This window comes from Burkholderia sp. Bp8998 (genome assembly GCF_003854235.1).
GTDB lineage: Bacteria > Pseudomonadota > Gammaproteobacteria > Burkholderiales > Burkholderiaceae > Burkholderia.
The window spans coordinates 1-17,969 of sequence record NZ_QTQF01000064.1 but is presented as its reverse complement, the minus strand read 5'-3'; the positions used below and the strand labels follow the sequence as shown (position 1 = coordinate 17,969).

At 66.3% G+C, this 17,969-nt stretch carries 13 protein-coding genes; 8 read left to right on the top strand and 5 right to left on the bottom strand.

The window, feature by feature from the left end; all coding sequences use genetic code 11:
- Window positions 1-34: 34 nt before the first annotated feature.
- From DIE06_RS35270 to DIE06_RS35235, 8 genes are all read left to right on the top strand, one after another.
- On the top strand, window positions 35-1,216 hold the full coding sequence (locus DIE06_RS35270; RefSeq protein ID WP_124665388.1) for an aminotransferase class I/II-fold pyridoxal phosphate-dependent enzyme: 1,182 nt from the start codon (window positions 35-37) through the stop codon (window positions 1,214-1,216).
- A complete protein-coding gene (locus DIE06_RS35265) occupies window positions 1,213-1,731 on the top strand; it encodes a DUF6190 family protein (protein ID WP_124665377.1) in 519 nt (172 codons plus the stop codon). Before DIE06_RS35270 ends, DIE06_RS35265 begins: the two co-directional genes overlap by 4 nt.
- The gene (locus DIE06_RS35260) at window positions 1,706-2,500 is read left to right on the top strand and encodes a dihydrodipicolinate synthase family protein (RefSeq protein WP_311767659.1); all 795 of its coding nucleotides are present in this window, start codon (window positions 1,706-1,708) and stop codon (window positions 2,498-2,500) included. The genes DIE06_RS35265 and DIE06_RS35260 overlap by 26 nt, the downstream gene beginning before the upstream one ends.
- A gap of 15 nt (window positions 2,501-2,515) precedes the next feature.
- Complete coding sequence (locus DIE06_RS35255; protein WP_124665375.1) at window positions 2,516-3,367, top strand: iron-containing redox enzyme family protein; 852 nt, start codon at window positions 2,516-2,518, stop codon at window positions 3,365-3,367.
- Complete coding sequence (locus DIE06_RS35250; RefSeq protein ID WP_221624087.1) at window positions 3,364-3,642, top strand: Rieske 2Fe-2S domain-containing protein; 279 nt, start codon at window positions 3,364-3,366, stop codon at window positions 3,640-3,642. The genes DIE06_RS35255 and DIE06_RS35250 overlap by 4 nt, the downstream gene beginning before the upstream one ends.
- The gene (locus DIE06_RS35245) at window positions 3,630-4,649 is read left to right on the top strand and encodes a methyltransferase domain-containing protein (RefSeq protein WP_185733558.1); all 1,020 of its coding nucleotides are present in this window, start codon (window positions 3,630-3,632) and stop codon (window positions 4,647-4,649) included. Before DIE06_RS35250 ends, DIE06_RS35245 begins: the two co-directional genes overlap by 13 nt.
- A 241-nt stretch (window positions 4,650-4,890) precedes the next feature.
- Entirely contained in the window at window positions 4,891-6,198 is a 1,308-nt protein-coding gene (locus DIE06_RS35240) for a dicarboxylate/amino acid:cation symporter (protein WP_124665386.1), read from the top strand.
- A gap of 13 nt (window positions 6,199-6,211) precedes the next feature.
- A complete protein-coding gene (locus DIE06_RS35235; RefSeq protein WP_124665373.1) occupies window positions 6,212-7,153 on the top strand; it encodes an amino acid ABC transporter substrate-binding protein in 942 nt (313 codons plus the stop codon).
- A 149-nt stretch (window positions 7,154-7,302) separates the two neighbouring features.
- On the opposite strand, the gene uvrA is transcribed toward DIE06_RS35235, so the two are convergent.
- From uvrA to DIE06_RS35210, 5 genes are all read right to left on the bottom strand, one after another.
- Window positions 7,303-13,197, bottom strand: a complete 5,895-nt coding sequence (gene uvrA, locus DIE06_RS35230) for an excinuclease ABC subunit UvrA (RefSeq protein ID WP_124665372.1) — start codon at window positions 13,195-13,197, stop codon at window positions 7,303-7,305.
- Window positions 13,198-13,399: 202 nt separating this feature from the next.
- A complete protein-coding gene (locus DIE06_RS35225) occupies window positions 13,400-14,860 on the bottom strand; it encodes an amino acid racemase (RefSeq protein ID WP_409364536.1) in 1,461 nt (486 codons plus the stop codon).
- Window positions 14,857-16,131, bottom strand: coding sequence for a dicarboxylate/amino acid:cation symporter (locus tag DIE06_RS35220; RefSeq protein WP_124665371.1), 1,275 nt, complete (start codon window positions 16,129-16,131; stop codon window positions 14,857-14,859). Before DIE06_RS35220 ends, DIE06_RS35225 begins: the two co-directional genes overlap by 4 nt.
- Before the next feature lie 181 nt (window positions 16,132-16,312).
- The gene (locus DIE06_RS35215; protein ID WP_124665370.1) at window positions 16,313-17,227 is read right to left on the bottom strand and encodes a LysR substrate-binding domain-containing protein; all 915 of its coding nucleotides are present in this window, start codon (window positions 17,225-17,227) and stop codon (window positions 16,313-16,315) included.
- A 157-nt stretch (window positions 17,228-17,384) separates the two neighbouring features.
- Window positions 17,385-17,693, bottom strand: coding sequence for an H-NS family nucleoid-associated regulatory protein (locus tag DIE06_RS35210; protein WP_124665369.1), 309 nt, complete (start codon window positions 17,691-17,693; stop codon window positions 17,385-17,387).
- Window positions 17,694-17,969 lie beyond the last annotated feature (276 nt).

Below are 17,969 nucleotides of genomic sequence, written 5' to 3'. Positions count from 1 at the left end.
AAGGATTTATTCCGTGACCGCAGAAACCATTGAGATGCCGCACTCGAGCATCGGCAGCGTTCAGCTGAAGGCAGACATCACTCAGCACGAAATCGCGGCACTGCGTACGCGTTACAACCTGGCGGATGCGCATACGCATCAGGATCAAAGCCCCACTCAACGCGCGATCGTCGCGAGCCTGCCCGACCTCTGGTACGGGGCGGCCAGCCAGACACAGTACAAGAGCGAGCAGGAGTTCATCCACGCATTCTATTCGTTGCACGGCCAGCACCGCGCGTTGAAGCGGCACGACGAGATCTATCTCGTCTACGCGGCCTCGATCGCAATGCACATCACCGCCACGCATCTGCAGAAGAAGAACATGCGGGTGGGACTGATCGAGCCTTGCTTCGACAACCTGCATGACCTGATGAAGCACATGCAGGTCCCGATGGTACCGCTTCGGGAAGCACTCTTTCAGGATCCGGCACAGGTCTACGACAATCTCGTCGCGCGCGTGGACAGCCTCGACGCCGTGTTCCTGGTCGACCCCAACAACCCGACGGGCTTCAGCCTCTTCAGCCCGAACGACCATGCGTTCCGCGAAGTCGTGCGCTTCTGCGTGGACCACGACAAGCTCCTCGTCATGGATTTTTGCTTCGCATCGTTCATCCTCGCGTCGGGCCAGCCCCGCCCCGATGTGTACGAGATTCTCGAGGATTCCGGGGTGCGATATATCGCGATGGAGGACACCGGCAAGACATGGCCGCTGCAGGACGCGAAATGCGCGACGCTGATGTGCAGCCGCAACCTGAACGACGACATCTATCCGATCGTCACCAGTGTGCTGCTCAATGTTTCGCCGTTCGTGCTGAAACTGGTCACGGAGTATGTGCTTGACAGCGGCCGAGATGGTTTTGCTTCGGTGCGCGACCTGCTCGACACGAATCGCGAGATTGCGCGCACGCGGCTCGATGGCGGGTTGCTGCGCTACCTGACGCCGACGGTGAAGACCAGCGTCGCGTGGTTCGAGATCACCGCCCCGGAGTGGAGCGCGGACGCGCTGCAGGCCTATTTGCTCACGCACAACGTCTATGTGCTGTCCGGCAAATATTTTTACTGGAGCAATCCGGCCAGGGGGCAGCGCTTCATCCGTATCGCGCTCGCGCGTGAAACGCCGGTATTTGCGTCAGCGGTCGATGCAATCAGCGGCGCGCTCAAGGAGCTGCAGCAATGACGCGGCCGACCCTGTTCATCGACGCCAGCTTCTTCCTCGGCATGCACGACGGCAATGAGCGCCGCCGCCTGAAGTCACTCGGCTACTTCTCGCGCAACCTGTCCGCGCAACCGCGGATGAACTACGAGCAGATCGGCATCTGCGACGCAGTCATCTGGACGCAGCGCCGCGAGGTACAGGATCTCTATTACCCGTTCATGGATCGGCTCCACACCGACATGGCCATCCAGCGCAGCGGGTACACCTACCAGGAGATCGATACCGCCCTCAGCGATCCGCAACTGAGGTCGTTGACACCAGAGCGCGCGCTGCTCGCGGCGCAGGTGCTCCGCAGCCACGCATCGCTCGCGACGCACGATCCCGTCCTGCTCGGGCTGGACTGCCTGCAGGGCCGCATCTGGAACGCGCCGGCCGGAGACGATCGCCCGGTCGCGTTTCCGCCGGAACTGCAAGCGCTATACGAAGCGTCGCGCGCATTCGTTCATCACGATGAAAATCCAACCCATGGCAACTGACGTCTTCGTTCCATTGATCACGCCGGTCACCGCCGACGGCAACGTATGCGGCCGCAGTGTCGGGCACCTCCTCGCGTCGTTGCGGTTGTCCGCGACCGGATACATTCCGTGCCTGACCTCGGGGGAAGGCTGGCGCCTGACCGACAAGCAGTGGGAAGACATGCTTGCGTTCACGCTCGAACACGCCGGCGATCGTCGTGTCGTGGTCGGAATCGAGCGGCCCTCGACGGAAGAGGTGATCGCCTGCGCGAAGCGGGCCCGGCAACTCGGGGCGGCCGGTGTCATGCTGACCTCGCCGTTCGGCGAATCGGTCGGACAGGACGCCATATTCGATCACTATCGGCAAGTGCACGATGCGGCCGACCTGGATGTCTACATTTACAACGAGTCCAGTCTGTCCGGCAACGAGACGTCGGTCGACACGCTGCTCGCCATTGCGTCGCTGCCGCGTGTCGTCGGCATCAAGGACTCCTCGGAGGCCGCACCGGACATCGGCCTGATCAACGCGCTGCAGCGGCATGGCCTGAAGTACTTCGTCGGCTGGGAACATCATCTGGGCGCCGGGCTGCCCGCGGATGGCTGCGTGGTGTCGCTGGCCAATCTCGAACCGGCGCTGTGCCGCGTCGCGGCCGCGCTCGGCGGCGGCGTGGTGAAGAGCGAGCTGGACAAGCTCACAACGGCCTATTCGCTGCTCAGCCCGGACTGGTATGCGCACGTCAAGGCGGAGCTCTACGCGCGCGGCATCATCGCTTCCCCGCAACCTGCGTGACCGTGAGGAATCGACATGCCGCCCCCGACACAGAAAGACCTTTACCGCTCCAACCGGGCAAGATTGCAGGCACCGTGGAATCAGGACCCCGCCGTCGACGCATTCGAGCGCGAATGGATCGCTCGACGCCTCGGCGAGCTTCCGCACATCGCGCTGCCTGCTTCCCTGGCCGAACTGAGGACCGCGCTCGCGCAGCAGATCGCGGCGGAGCAGAGCGCCGCTCAGCCCGAGGCCGACTATGTCGCCGAACAAATGCAGCCGGACGAGTTCCGCATCCTCGTCCAGGAGTTCGCGATCGACGGATTGACGGAAGCACAGGCCTTCTATTACGTGCTGCCTCGCCTGCCCCTCGAAGCGCAGATGCCGCTGCTTCGGATCATGATCGACGAATTCGGTTCGGGCAACCTCAAGCGCGCGCATACGACACTGTATGTCAACCTGCTGCGCGAACTCGGCATGCCGACCGAGCTTGCGTTCTATCTGGACAAGGCCGGCGCATCGAGCTTCGAGTTCGTCAACCTGTTCTTCTGGCTGGCGCTACGCGCCGACGATGCATCGTATTTCGCCGGCGCGCTCACCTACCTCGAGACGGCCATTCCCGCGTTCTTCGAGTGCTACGCACAGGCGTGCCGCCGGCTGAACGTGACCGCGCACGCGTACTACACCGAGCACCAGCACATCGACGGCTTCCACGCGGTCGAAGGCCAGAAGCTGCTGGCGACGATGCATGCCACCGGCACGCTCAACGTAGTGAAAGCGTGCCAGGGCGCGCGCCTGATGAGCCACGTGACGGACGTGGCTTTCAGGGACGCGGTGGCCAAGGCGCGGCAATACGGGAAGTCGCTCGAGCCGGTGGCGGTCGAATGACGATGGATCACGACCACTACGCGGAAACGGGCCACTTCGCCGTCGACATCGACGGGCGCAGATATCACATTCCCAGCCATTGCCCGCATCGCGCGGGGCGCTTGCAGTACGGACACGTCAACACGCATCGCAAGACGATCACCTGCCCGCTTCATCACTCGGTCTTCTGCCTCGAATCCGGCAAGCAGCTCGCGGGGGTCGAATGCGGCGCGCTGGACGTCAGACATGCATCGATCAACTGCATCGACACAAGGACAAGCGCATGCAATACGTAGCCGAGCAATTGTGGACACCCTTCTCGGAATCACTTCTCGGATGGGACGACGCCTTCCACGATCTCATGCTCAACGATCAGGTGCGCATGAAAGCCTACCGGGACGCGATCATGGAGGCGGTCCGGCCGGGCGATCACGTCGTCGATCTCGGGACCGGAACGGGCATCCTGAGCCAATGGGCGCTGGAAGCCGGCGCGGCGCGCGTGACCGGCATCGAGATGAACGCCGAGATTCTCGACCTGGCGGTGCGCCGCATGAACGACGCCGGATACGGCACACGTTTCGTTCCGCTCAATCAGGTGTCCTATGACGTCGAACTCGAATCGCCCGCCGATGTGCTGATCTCCGAGATCATCGGGAACATGGCGGACAACGAGAATTTCCAGCCGATTCTCGAAGATGCGATCCGCCGCTTCCTGAAGCCGAACGGACGCATCCTGCCGCTGTCGGTCTCGTCGTTCCTGGTGCCCGTGGCCGCGCCCCACGCGCATGAGGACTTGCGCGCCGGCGCGGTGTCGAGCCTCACGCCGCGGTACGACGTCGCGCAGCTCTACGAGAAAAAGGGCATACGCTCGCCCTTCAATCTCTACTACGACTGCATTCTCCCGCGCGGGCTTTACCTGAGCGAACCGCAACAACTGTGCCACTACGCGGGCAAATGGGATCAGCCTTCCAGCTACACGCGCCAGCTGTCTTACGGACTGCGCACGAATGGCCTGCTGACCGGCTTCAAGTCCTGTTTCAAGGCCGTGCTCTCGGCTGGCACCGTGCTGGACATTTCCGGCGGCGACGTGTCCGCGGGCGAGACGTCCGACAGCTGGAAGCACGCCTATCTGCCGATCGAGTTTCCAATCGAGGTCCAGGCAGGCGACACGTTGAACATGTCGTTCAGCCGGCGCTATCCCGACGGAGGCGAAACGGGGTTCCAGCAGTTGTACGCGTGGCACGGCACGGTGGAACGGCAAGGCAACATCGTCGGTCGATTCGCGCAGGACATGGGCGAGTAGCGACGCTTCGGTCATCGCAATAATGGAGCCATCGGACAGGCATCGTGCTGTCCCGCACAAATCGGGTATCGGGTTGCGCCGGCCGCAGGCAGGCGGCGCTACCCGTGCAATCGCTCGTGAACAATCGGTCGCGACACGGCGCTAGCGCAAACCCCGACCCCGGTTGCACTGTTCATCGCCGTTCGCGTCCTGTATTGTCCTTCCATCCCCGGTTGCAGAACCGGTGCATGGGAGGCGCATGATGCAGAAAAGGAATGCCGCAGCCGTCTGGATCCTGATCGCGATGGTGGCGGGCATCGTGATCGGCTACATGATCTTCACGAGCTTTCCTGACAAGAAGGCTACGACCGAGATCGCCGGTTACATCTCGCTCGTGTCCGACGTGTTCCTGCGCCTGATCAAGATGGTGATCGGGCCGCTCGTGTTCTCCACGCTGGTCGTCGGCATCGCGCACATGGGCGACGCGGCATCGGTCGGGCGCGTGTTCGCGAAGGCGTTCGGCTGGTTCGTCACCGCGTCGCTGATCTCGCTGCTGCTCGGGCTGCTGATGGCGAACCTGCTGCGCCCCGGCGACAACCTCGGCTTGCCGCTGCCGGACATCGGCGCATCGGCGAACCTCGCGACCTCCAAGTTCACGCTGAAGGATTTCGTCGGTCACATGGTGCCGAAGTCGTTCGCGGAAGCGATGAGCAACAACGAGATCCTGCAGATCGTCGTGTTCTCGATGTTCTTCGGCGTGGCGCTCGCCGCGCTCGGCGAGCGCGGCAAGATCCTCGTGGCCGCGATCGACCAGCTGTCGCACGTGATGCTCAAGATCACCGGCTACGTGATGAAGCTCGCGCCGCTCGCGGTGCTGGCCGCGATGGCCGCGACCGTCGCGGTCAACGGGCTGTCGGTGCTGCTGAAGTTCGCGGTGTTCATGGGCGACTTCTACGTCAGCCTGTTCCTGCTCTGGACGTTGCTCGTCTGCGCCGGGCTGGTGTTCCTCGGGCCGCGCGTGTTCAAGCTGCTGGTGCTGATCAAGGAAGCGTTCATGCTGTCGTTCGCGACGGCCAGCTCCGAAGCCGCTTACCCGAAGATCCTCGATGCGCTCGACCGGTTCGGCGTGCGACGCAAGATCTCGAGCTTCGTGATGCCGATGGGTTATTCGTTCAACCTCGACGGCTCGATGATGTACTGCACGTTCGCGTCGCTGTTCATCGCGCAGGCGTACAACATCCACCTGTCGCTCGGCACGCAGATCACGATGCTGCTGGTCCTGATGCTGACGTCGAAGGGGATGGCCGGCGTGCCGCGCGCCTCGCTCGTCGTGATCGCCGCCACGCTGCACCAGTTCGGGCTGCCCGAGGCCGGGCTGCTGCTCATCCTTGGCGTCGACACGTTCCTCGACATGGGCCGCTCGGCCACCAACGCGGTGGGCAACTCGATCGCGAGCGCCGTGGTCGCGAAATGGGAAGGCCAGCTGATGTCGGAGGCGGAAGCCGAGGCCAACCTGGCGCGCATCGAAGCGGAGCAGGAAGGGACGATCGCGCATCCGGCGGACGTCTGACGGAGGCCCGGCGATGAAGATGCAGCGATTCTGGCGTGCGCTCGCGCTCACCGGCCTGCTTGCCGCGGGCGCAACCGCGCGCGCGGAAGATGCGCCATCCCCACCGCCGCGCGTCGAGCCGTTCGCGCCGACCCAGCTGACCGGCACGCTCGCGAAGGTGCGCGGCAGCGGCACGATCGCGCTCGGCTATCGCGACGCGTCGATACCGTTCTCGTACCTGAATGCGCGCAACCAGCCGATCGGTTATTCGATCGAGCTCTGCAAGGCGCTCGTGTCGTCGATCGAGGATGCGGTCAACAAGAGCCTGACGATCCGCTGGGTGCCGGTCACGGCCGACAACCGCATCGACGCGGTGGTCAGCGGCAAGGTCGATCTGGAATGCGGCTCCACGACGAGTAACCTGGAGCGCCAGCAGCGCGTGGCGTTCTCGCCGATCATCTTCGTGGCCGGCACGAAGGTGATGGTGAAGCGCGGCTCGCCGATCCGCTCGTTCCGCGATCTCGCGGGCAAGAAGGTCGCGGTGACGGCCGGCACGACCAACGAGAAGGCGCTGCGCGACCTGGACGCGCGGTTCAGGCTCGGGATTCAGCTGCAGGTGGTGCCGGACCACGCGCAGGGCTTCGCGCTCGTCTCGAACGGCGGCGCCGATGCATTCGCGACGGACGACGTGCTGCTGTACGGCCTGATTGCCGAGAATGCGGGCAAAGGCGGCAAGTACGACGTGGTGGGCGATTTCCTGTCATACGACCCGTACGGCATCATGTTCCGCAAGGACGATCCGCAGCTCGCGCAGGTCGTGAAGAGTACCTTCGAGGAGCTGGCCATCGATGGCGAGATCACGCGTCAGTACAAGCGCTGGTTCCTGCGCCCGCTTCCGTCGGGCATGAGTCTCAACCTGCCGATGAGCCCGCAACTGGAAACCATCATCGAGACGATCGGCGTCAAGGGCGAATGAGTGCGGCGGCTTGAATGACGAGCGGGACGTGAGCCGTTCGCACGCCGCCTCACGGTTCCTCAAGGTTCATCAAGGTTCCTCACGGACGAACGTAAAAACGGCCCCGGTGTCTCGCTCGACACCGGGGCCGTTCACGGGAAGCACCGCGATCAACCGACCCGCGCTTCTCCCTGGCTCACCGCTTCGTCGTCCGCCGCGGCCGTGCGCGCCAGCACGGGCTTCAGCGCCTGCCCGGTATGGCTCGCCTTCACCTGCGCGAGCCCTTCCGGCGGCGCCGCCGCGACGATCGTGCCGCCGCCCACGCCGCCCTCCGGACCGAGATCGATGATCCAGTCGGCCTCCGCGATCACGTCGAGGTCGTGCTCGATCACGACGACGCTATGCCCGCCGTCGACCAGCCGGTGCAGCACGCGGATCAACTTCGCGACGTCGGCCATGTGCAGGCCGACCGTCGGCTCGTCGAGCACGTACAGCGTGTGCGGCGCCTTCTGGCCGCGCCGCGTGATGTCGTCGCGCACCTTCGTGAGCTCGGTCACGAGCTTGATCCGCTGCGCCTCGCCGCCGGACAGCGTCGGCGACGGCTGGCCGAGCGTCAGGTAGCCGAGGCCGACGTCCTTCATCAGCTGCAGCGGATGCGCGATGTTCGAGATCGGCGCGAAGAACTCCACCGCTTCGTCGATCTCCATCGTCAGCACGTCGCCGATGTTCCGGCCGCGCCACGTGACCGCGAGCGTCTCCGGATTGAAGCGCTGCCCGTGGCACACGTCGCACGGCACCTTCACGTCGGGCAGGAAGCTCATCCCGATCGTGCGCACGCCTTGCCCTTCACAGGCCGGGCAGCGGCCGTCGCCGGTGTTGAACGAGAAACGCGATGCCGTATAGCCGCGCGCACGCGCTTCCAGCGTATCGGCGAACAGCTTGCGGATCGTGTCCCACACGCCGATGTAGGTGGCCGGACACGAGCGCGGCGTCTTGCCGATCGGTGTCTGGTCGACTTCGAGCACGCGGTCGATCTGCTCCCAGCCGCTCAGCGACGCGCAGCCCTGCCACGCATGCGTGACGTTCAGCGACGGCCGCGGCGCGCTGCGTGCGAGCACGCTCGATCGCCGGTTGGTGGCCGGTGCGTCCTGCTGCGCGGCCTTGCGCGCGCGCCGCGTGGCCGGCGACGACAGCACCGAGCGGCCGACCGCGTCGAGCAGGTTCGTCATCAGCACGTCGCGCGCGAGCGTCGACTTGCCCGAGCCGCTGACGCCCGTCACCGCGACGAGCCGCGCGAGCGGCATGCCGACGGTGACGTCGCGCAGGTTGTGCAGCGTCGCGCCATGCACGGTCAGCCAGCCCTCCGGCACCGCCGGTGCGCCCTTCTTGCCCGGCAGGCTCACCGCGCGGCGCGGCTGCAGCGGGTGCGTCATCGGCTGCGCGAGCAGGCGGCCCGTCACCGAATCCGGCTGGGCGGCCAGATCCGCGACCGCGCCCTCGGCGACCAGCGTGCCGCCGCGCTTGCCGGCGCCCGGACCGACGTCGATGATGTGATCGGCGCGCCGGATCGTGTCCTCGTCATGCTCGACGACGACGAGCGTGTTGCCCTTGTCGCCGAGCTTGCGCAGCGCGTCCAGCAGGATCTGGTTGTCACGCGGATGCAGGCCGATCGTCGGCTCGTCGAGCACGTAGCACACGCCCTGCAGGTTGCTGCCGAGCTGCGCCGCGAGCCGGATGCGCTGCGCTTCGCCGCCCGACAGGCTCGGCGCCGCGCGATCGAGGCTCAGGTAGCCGAGCCCGACTTCCTCGAGAAACGCGAGGCGGCTGCCGATCTCGCTGACGATGTCGCGCGCGATCTGCGCGTCGCGGCCCGTCAGTTCCAGTGCGTCGACCCAACGGCGCGTATCGGACACCGTCCACTGCGCGACCTCGACGATCGGGTGCGCATCGAACGTGACCGCGCGCGCGGACGGGTTCAGGCGCGTGCCGCCGCAATCCGGGCACGGCTCGTTGCCGACGCCTTCCGGTTCCTGCTCGTCCGACGGCAAGGTTTGCTCGCGGCCGCGATCGTCGCCGGCGAGCACCGTGTCGTCATACGCGGCGCGCTGTTCGCGCGTGAGCGTGACGCCCGTGCCGACGCAGGTCGTGCACCAGCCGTGCTTGCTGTTGTACGAGAACATCCGCGGATCGAGTTCCGGGTAGCTCGTGCCGCACACCGGGCACGCGCGCTTGACCGACAGCACCTTGACCTCGCCGACGCGCGCAGTCGAACGATCGTTCTGCATCGCGTGGTGCAGCCCGTCGAGCGGCGCGAGCAGGTGCATCACGCCCTTGCCGAGCTCGAGCGTCTCGTCGAGCCGGCGCCGCAACTCGGCCTCATTGTCCGGCGACACGACGAGGTCGGCCACCGGCAGCTCGATCGTGTGCTCGCGGAAGCGATCGAGCTTCGGCCACGGATCGACCGTGACGAACTCGCCGTCGACGCGCAGATGCGTGCTGCCGCGCGCCTTCGCCCACTTCGCGAGATCGGTATAGACACCCTTGCGGTTAACGACGAGCGGCGCGAGAAAGCCGACGTGCTCGCCGCGATGGTCGCGCAGCAGCTGCGCGGCGATCGATTCGACGGTTTGCGACGTGACCGGCGTGCCGTCGTGGATGCAATGCTGCAGGCCGAGCTTCACATACAGCAGCCGCAGGAAGTGCCAGACCTCGGACGTGGTCGCGACCGTGCTCTTGCGGCCGCCGCGCGACAGCCGCTGCTCGATCGCCACCGTCGGCGGAATGCCGTACACCGCATCGACTTCCGGCCGCCCGGCGGGCTGCACGATCGAGCGCGCATACGCGTTCAGCGATTCGAGGTAGCGGCGCTGGCCTTCGTGGAACAGGATGTCGAACGCGAGCGTCGACTTGCCGGAACCCGACACGCCGGTGATCACGTTGAACTTGCCGTGCGGGATGTCGACGTCGAGCGCCTTCAGGTTGTGCTCGCGCGCGTTGACGATCCGCACGACGTCCTCGCCTTCGATCGCGCGCCGCTCGCGGGCCGCGTTCAGCACGGCCTGCAGCGGCACGCCTTCGTCGGCCAGCGCGGTTTCGCCGTCCATCGCGCGGTCGTACTGCAGCAGCGCGACGCCGGTATGCGATTCCGTGCAGGCCTTCACGTCGTCGGGCGTGCCCGCGCACAGCACGCGGCCGCCGCCGTCGCCGCCTTCCGGGCCGAGATCGATCAGCCAGTCGGCCGCGCGGATCACGTCGAGGTTGTGCTCGATCACGATCAGCGAATGGCCGGCCGCGAGCAGCTTGCCGAACGCCTGCATCAGCTTCGCGATGTCGTCGAAGTGCAGGCCAGTGGTGGGCTCGTCGAACATGAACAGCTTCACGCGTGCGATGCGCGCCTCTTCGCTGGCGACCCGGCGCCCGCCGGCGGCCGCCGCCGATTCGGCGAGGAAGCCGGCCAGCTTCAGCCGCTGCGCTTCGCCGCCCGACAGCGTCGGCACCGGCTGGCCGAGCTTCACGTATTCGAGGCCGACGTCGACGATCGGCTGCAGCACGCGCAGCACCTCGGCGTCGGTCGCGAAGAACGCGGCCGCTTCGCTGACGGTCAGGTCGAGCACGTCGGCGATGTTCAGCGCGCGGCCGTCGCGCTCGATGCGCACTTCGAGGATCTCGGCGCGGTAGCGGCTGCCGTCGCAGTCCGGGCAACGCAGGTAGACGTCGCTCAGGAACTGCATCTCGATGTGCTCGAAGCCCGAGCCGCCGCAGGTCGGGCAACGGCCGTCGCCCGAGTTGAAGCTGAACGTGCCGGCGCCGTAGCCGCGTTGCAGCGCGAGCGGCGCCTTCGCGAACAGCTTGCGGATCTCGTCGAACGCGCCGACGTAGCTCGCCGGGTTCGATCGCGTGGTCTTGCCGATCGGCGACTGATCGACGAACACGACGTCGCCGACCTGGTCGGCGCCCGTGAGATGGCGGAACGCGCCCGGCGACTCGGTCGCCTTGCCGTGGTGGCGCGCCATCGCCGGATAGAGCACGTCCTGCAGCAGCGTCGACTTGCCGGATCCCGACACGCCCGTCACGCAGACGAGCCGCTGCAGCGGAATCTCGACCGTCACGTCGCGCAGGTTGTGCTCGGTCGCGCCTTCGAGCACGATGCGCGGCGTGTTCGCGTCGACCGGGCGGCGCGCCCAGTTCGACGCATGCGCGACGTGCTTGCGGCCGCCGAGATACTCGCCCGTCAGCGTATGCGCGGCGTGGATGTCGCCCGGCGTGCCGTCGTAGACGATCGTGCCGCCGCGCTCGCCGGGGCCCGGGCCCATGTCGATCAGCCGGTCGGCCGCGAGCATCACCGACGGATCGTGCTCGACGACGACCAGCGTATTGCCCGCGTCGCGCAGCCGCTGCATCGCCTCGACGATTCGCGTGAGGTCGCGCGGATGCAGCCCGATGCTCGGCTCGTCGAGCACGAACAGCGTTTTCGTGAGCGACGTGCCGAGCGCGGTGGTCAGGTTGATCCGCTGCACCTCGCCGCCCGACAGCGTGCGGCTCTGCCGGTCGAGCGTCAGGTAGCCGAGCCCCACGTCGCACAGGTATTTCAGGCGCGTGCGCACCTCGGCGAGCAGCAGCTTCAGCGCATCGTCGAGCAGCGCGCTCGGCAGGCTCACGTCGTCGAAGAAACGGCGGATGCGCTCGATCGGCAGCAGCATCAGGTCGTGCACCGTCAGGCCCGGCAGCGCCTCGAGCTGCGCGCGCGTCCAGTCGACGCCGCGCGGCATGAAGCGATCGGCCGGCGCGAGCACCGCATCGGCGTTCGCCTTCGAGCCGAGCCGCCACTGCAGCGATTCCGTCTTCAGGCGCGCGCCGCCGCAGACCTCGCACGGCGTGTAGCTGCGGTACTTCGACAGCAGCACGCGGATATGCATCTTGTACGCTTTCGATTCGAGGTAGCCGAAGAAGCGTTTCACGCCGTACCACTGGCTCTGCCACTTGCCGTTCCAGTCCGGCGAGCCGTTGATCACCCAGTCGCGCTCGGCGTCGGTCAGGTCGGACCACGGCGTGTCGCGGCGGATGTCGGCCTTCGCCGCGTAGCGCATCAGGTCGTCCTGGCACTCCTTCCAGGCCGGTGTCTGCATCGGCTTGATCGCGCCGCCGCGCAGCGTCTTGCGCGCGTCGGGGATCACGAGGCCGAGATCGACGCCGATCACGCGGCCGAAGCCGCGGCAGGTCTCGCACGCGCCGTATGCCGAGTTGAACGAGAACATCGCCGCCTGCGGCTCCGCGTAGCGCAGGTCGCTGTCCGGATCGTGCAGCCCGGTGGAGAAACGCCACACCTGCGGCTCGGCCAGCGCGTTTTCCGCTTCGGGCGCGAGCACGTAGACGTTCACGCGGCCGCCGCCGCGCTTCAGCGACGCCTCGATCGCCTCGACCACGCGCACCTTGTCGGCCTGCTGCACGCGGAAGCGATCGGCCACCACGTCGAGCAGCTTGCGCGGGCCGGTGGGCGACGCGACTTCGCGCTGCGCCTGCACGCGCGTGTAGCCGCTCGCGGACAGCCACTGCGCGACTTCGTCCTCGGATGCGCTTTCCGGCAGCTCGACCGGGAACGTGACGACGACGCGCGGATCGTCGGCGCGCGTGCGCTCGACGAGTTCCGCATAGATCGTCTCGGGCGTGTCATGCCGCACCTGCCGCGCGGTCTGGCGGTCGAACAGCTCGGCCGCGCGCGCGTACAGCAGCTTCAGGTGATCGTTGAGCTCGGTCATCGTGCCGACGGTCGAGCGCGAGCTGCGCACCGGGTTGGTCTGGTCGATCGCGATCGCGGGCGGCACGCCGTCGACGCGCTCGACCTGCGGGCGGTCCATCCGGTCGAGGAACTGCCGCGCATACGCGCTGAACGTCTCGACGTAGCGCCGCTGGCCTTCCGCGTACAGCGTGTCGAACACGAGGCTCGACTTGCCGGAGCCGGACGGGCCGGTGACGACCGTCATTTCGCCGGTGCGCAGGTCGAGATCGAGGTTCTTGAGGTTGTGCTGACGTGCTCCGCGAATGCGGATCAGATTGCTGGATGACAATTTGCCTGCCCGTCTGAATGAGTTAGCCGGAATCACGGTGCCGGAACGCTGCGGCGGATGCCCGCAGGCGCGGCGCACGTGCCGCGCGGGTCATGCCCGCGCCGCTCGAGTTCGACGGATACTACACTGTATATTCATACAGTTTTCTACGAGCAGGCGGAGCGACACGATCCACGGCCGTCCACCGCCGGCAGCAGCAGGCTCAGCCGCCACCCGCCGTCGCATACGCAATGCACGTGCGGGCGAGCACATCGGTCGGATCGACGAGCGTCGCCCGCCCCCCGTTCCGCGCGACATATTCGCCGCCCGGCAGCAGGATCGGCAGTTCGGTACAGCCGAGCACGATCACGCTCACGCCCTCCGCAATCAGCGCCTCGATCGCGGCGCCGATATCTTCCTCGCACTGTCCGGTCGTGAAGCCCGCCTTGACGCCCTGCTTCCCATAGATCGCTTCCATCACGCGCGCCTGCAACGCCGGCCCCGGCGCCACTTGCCGCAGTCCCTGCGATTCCAGCGCCTTTTTATAGACCCCGCTTTCGATCGTGCCGGATGTCGCCAGCACGCCGACCTCGCGCAGCGCCGGATAGGTATCGCGCAGGTAGCCGACCGTGACGGTCAGCATGTTGACGATCGGAACGCCGAGGTACGTCTGGATCCGTTCGACGAACGCGTGCGCGGTGTTGCACGGGATCGCGATGACGTCGGCATCGCCGTCCTCGAGCTTCTTGCAGGTCGCGTACAACGAGATCGTCGGATCCGCGCCCGCACCCACCAGGTTCTCGGTGCGATCGGGAATCTGCGGATTCTGTTCGACCAGCAGCTTGATATGGTCCTGATCGCGCGACGCCGGCGTGTTGCGCACGATCTTGTCCAGGAAATCGACCGTCGCGGCCGGCCCGACGCCGCCGACCACGCCGATCTTGAACGTCGCCGCGTTCGAACCCGGCTGCCCGGTCATCGCGTACTGCGCATACGCGAGGTTCGAATCCACGAGCGGCACGCGCTGCGGGCCGATTTCATCCGCGACCAGCGCAATCTCGGTCAGCGCGGGGACGATGACCTGCACACCCTGGTCGGCCAGGTCCTCGCACGCACGGCGCAACAACTCGACCGGCCGGCCGCGAAGATTGCCGCGCTTGATGCCGTCGGCGCCATAGATGGCTTCGGTCACGAGGTCGATTCCGTCGTGCGGCCGCGGATAGACAACCTCGAACTGCGGTGACGCGAAATACGCATCGAAGAGCCGCTTGTCCCGCACGTAGTCGGACGCCAGCACGCCGATGCGCGTTGCATCGGGATACTTGCGCCGCACGTGGCTGCGAACCGCTTCGACGATATCGACGATCGGCAGACGCGTATTCGCCTTCAGCTCGTCGATGAACGTGTGACTCAGGAAACACGGCAGCACGACGGTCGTCACGCCGCGCTTCTCGAACGCGCGGATCATGTCGAACACGTACAGCTTGCGTTCGATGGTCGCCGCGCTGCCCGACCCCGAGCCCTTGAACGGGTATTGCTCGAAGATCATCTCGACGTGGTCCTCGTCGGACGCCGCCGGTGTCGCCTTCACCATCTTGAAGAACACGTCGGCACTGCCGAGCGGCCCGAGGCCGCCGACCACGCCGAATTTCCGCCGGGCGTTCACGCTATCCGTGCGCATCATGCGTTCAGCTCCGGCTGGTCGAATACGGCACCTTGCGACTTAGCGGCTCGCCGGCTCTCCCACTTCGCGATCACCGCCGTCGCCACGCTGTTGCCGATCACGTTCGTCATCGTGCGGCCCATGTCGAGGATCTGGTCGATGGCCAGGACCATCGCGACGCCGGCCACCGGCAGATGGAACATCGGCGCGACCGCCGCGACCACGACCACCGAGCCGCGCGGCACGCTCGCCATGCCCTTGCTGCTCAACATCAGCACCAGCAGCATGAACACCTGCTCCGACAGCGGCATGTGCACGCCGAACGCCTGCGCGATGAAGATGGCCGCGAACGCCTGATACATCATCGAGCCGTCGAGGTTGAACGCGTAGCCCAGCGGCAGCGTGAAGCCCACCACCTTCTTGTCGACGCCGAACTGCTCGAGCTGCTCGGTCAGGCGCGGATAGGCGGCCTCGCTGCTCGCGGTCGAGAACGCGATCAGCGCGGGTTCGCGCACGGCCTTCAGCAGGCTCCCGACGCGCCGCCCGAGAAACACGTAGCCGACGCCGATCAGCATCGCCCAGAGGACGAGCAGGCCGAGATAGAACGCGCCGATCAGCTTTCCATACGTGTAGATCACGTCGAGCCCGCGCAGCGTGACCGACGCGGCGATCGCACCGAACACGCCGAGCGGCGCCGCGCGCATCACGTAGTTCGTCAGGCGCAGCATCACCGGCACCATCCCGTCGATCGACTGGATGACGACGCCGACCCGCTTGTCGTGCTTCAGCGCACTCAGCCCGACACCGAGAAAGACCGAGAACACCAGGATCTGCAGGATGTCGTTGCGCGCCATCGCGTCGAGCAGGCTGGTCGGGAATGCATGCGTGATCACGTCCCGGGCGTTCAGCGCGGCGGTGTTCAGCCCGGTGGTGACCTCGCCGGCGCGCTCCGTGAGGTTCAGGCCGGCGCCCGGCTGCAGCGCGTTGGCCATGACGAGGCCAAGGCTCAACGAAATCAGCGACGCACAGATGAACCACCCGATCGATCGCAGGCCGATGCGGCCGACGTCGTCGCCGCTGTCCATGCCGGCCAGGCCGGACACGAGCGTCACGAACACCAGCGGCGCGATGATCATCTTGATCAGGCGCAGGAAGATGTCGGTGACGATCGAGAAATAGCCGGCGATCGTCTTGAGCGTGGCCGGGTCCGTGATGCTGGTATGACACGCATAGCCGGCGACGACACCGAGGATCATGCCGACTGCAATGCTCAGGGTAAGGCGATTTTTCATGTCCATTCGTCCTTGGGTGGCACCCGGCCGCCGGAAGGCGGCGAGTTGCGAAGAAGGCCGCGCGACGCCGGTCATGCGTCGCAATTGCCGTTGGAACGAATGGTAGGGACGGTCAAAAAAGCCGTGATGCCGGTGCAACATGGTGGTATGCGAATCCCGCATAAGGCGGGAAAACCCTGACTCAGCCGAGCCGGGCAGGCGCCGCGCGCAGATGCTGCCAGAGCGTGTCGAGGAATTCGCTGCGATTGGACCCGTCGCGATACACGCGCAGCTCGACGTCCAGGTTCCACGCGGCCGGCCCGGCCGGCACGAGTTCGCCGGCCGCCAGTTCGGCGGCGATCGCGCTCCGGGGCAGCCACGCGACGCCCTCGCCTTCCATCACGAGCTTCTTCAGCACTTCGGCCATGTCGGACTCGTAGTGCAGCCGCAACGCCGGCGCATCCGGTGCGCGGCCGAGCAGCAGCGCGAGACATCGTCCGAAGTAGCTGGTTTCCGTATAGGAAATCAGCGGCAGCGGATGCTGCTTCGTGCCGGGCAGGCGGAACGCGGGCGCCGATCGCTGGTTCGGCCGGCATGCCGGCATCAACGTGTCGAGGCCCACGGTCAGGTGCTCGTACTTCGCCGGATCGAGATGGAGCGGCAGTTCGGGATGGTGATACGCAAACATCAGTTCGCAGTTGCCGTTGACGAGCATCAGGATCGAGTCGTGGACGTTCGTCGGAATCACGCGCGCCCGCACTTCGCCGAAATGCGGCGCGAGCGCCTTGAGCCAGGCCGGCAGGAAGCTCAGCGCGATCGTGTGGCCGGCGGCGATCTGCAGGCTCTTGCCGGCGATCCGCTGCTCGGTGCGGATGATCGCGCGGGTGTCGTACAGGCGGCTGAGCACGTCCTCGGCCGTCTCGCGGAACAGGTGCCCCGCCGGCGTCAGCACTGGCGGAAAGCTGCTGCGGTCGATCAGTTCGGCGCCGATCCATTGCTCGAGCGACTGGATGCGGCGGCTGAAGCCCGACTGCGTGACGTTGCGAAATTCAGCCGCGCGGGAAAAACTCTGGTATTGCGCGAGCGCGAGGAAATCCTCGATCCATTTGATTTCCATGTTGGCCTTGGAGGGTCGCGGGTGGATCGGCCTGCGCGCCGCCAAAGTCAGGGCAGGCGCCGGCCAACGGACGCCCCCATTGTATGCGTGCGGTCCGACGCACTCGGCTGCGTTCGCAGCCGGCGCGCGCCGGCCGACGCGCCTCACGATGGCATGTTCAATCTTTCTCGCGTTCGATCAGGAAACGCTCGCGGCGCTTCCCTTTGATCCATGCAGGCTCGCGCCCCCGTCCGCTCCACGTCACCCCGGTGTCCGGATCGCGATACTTCGGCACGACCGTAGCCGTTCTTCTCGTCGCTCTTCCTGCACTGCCTTGGCGACCGAATATCTGCGTCCGGGTCAACCCATATTCGGCCACTCGAGCGCGAACCTCCTGCAGCACGGTTTCGAGTTCGGCCAGTCGCGCTTCCTCGACGCGTCTCATCAGTTCATCGGCTTGCGCCTTCAATTCGCGATACCCCGACATGCTCTTCCTCCAAATTGTTCCGGCGCCATGAAAAACCGAACGGGGCGCTCGCCCGAAACGGCCTGTTACGTGCTCAACGCGCGGCGTTGTCGCTTGTGGCATGGGCGCGTACGCTCGGTGCCGCGAGGGCCGCGATCCGCGCGTCTCGCGTGTGACTCGAGCGTGACGGCGGTGCGCGCCGGTCAGAACGGCAGTTCGACGTCCGGCTTCGCGGCCGTCAGCACGCGGCGGAAGTCCGCCTGGATGCGCTCGAGCCCTTCCTGCGTCTCCGATTCG

Bases quoted from the DNA above. Each gene is read 5' to 3' on its own strand.
- DIE06_RS35235 (WP_124665373.1), top strand. From the start codon at position 6,212: ATGAAGATGCAGCGATTCTGGCGTGCGCTCGCGCTCACCGGCCTGCTT.
- DIE06_RS35225 (WP_409364536.1), bottom strand. From the start codon at position 14,860: ATGATGCGCACGGATAGCGTGAACGCCCGGCGGAAATTCGGCGTGGTC.
- DIE06_RS35215 (WP_124665370.1), bottom strand. From the start codon at position 17,227: ATGGAAATCAAATGGATCGAGGATTTCCTCGCGCTCGCGCAATACCAG.
- DIE06_RS35265 (WP_124665377.1), top strand. From the start codon at position 1,213: ATGACGCGGCCGACCCTGTTCATCGACGCCAGCTTCTTCCTCGGCATG.
- DIE06_RS35220 (WP_124665371.1), bottom strand. From the start codon at position 16,131: ATGAAAAATCGCCTTACCCTGAGCATTGCAGTCGGCATGATCCTCGGT.
- DIE06_RS35210 (WP_124665369.1), bottom strand. From the start codon at position 17,693: ATGTCGGGGTATCGCGAATTGAAGGCGCAAGCCGATGAACTGATGAGA.
- DIE06_RS35245 (WP_185733558.1), top strand. From the start codon at position 3,630: ATGCAATACGTAGCCGAGCAATTGTGGACACCCTTCTCGGAATCACTT.
- DIE06_RS35250 (WP_221624087.1), top strand. From the start codon at position 3,364: ATGACGATGGATCACGACCACTACGCGGAAACGGGCCACTTCGCCGTC.
- DIE06_RS35255 (WP_124665375.1), top strand. From the start codon at position 2,516: ATGCCGCCCCCGACACAGAAAGACCTTTACCGCTCCAACCGGGCAAGA.
- DIE06_RS35260 (WP_311767659.1), top strand. From the start codon at position 1,706: ATGAAAATCCAACCCATGGCAACTGACGTCTTCGTTCCATTGATCACG.
- DIE06_RS35270 (WP_124665388.1), top strand. From the start codon at position 35: ATGCCGCACTCGAGCATCGGCAGCGTTCAGCTGAAGGCAGACATCACT.
- DIE06_RS35240 (WP_124665386.1), top strand. From the start codon at position 4,891: ATGCAGAAAAGGAATGCCGCAGCCGTCTGGATCCTGATCGCGATGGTG.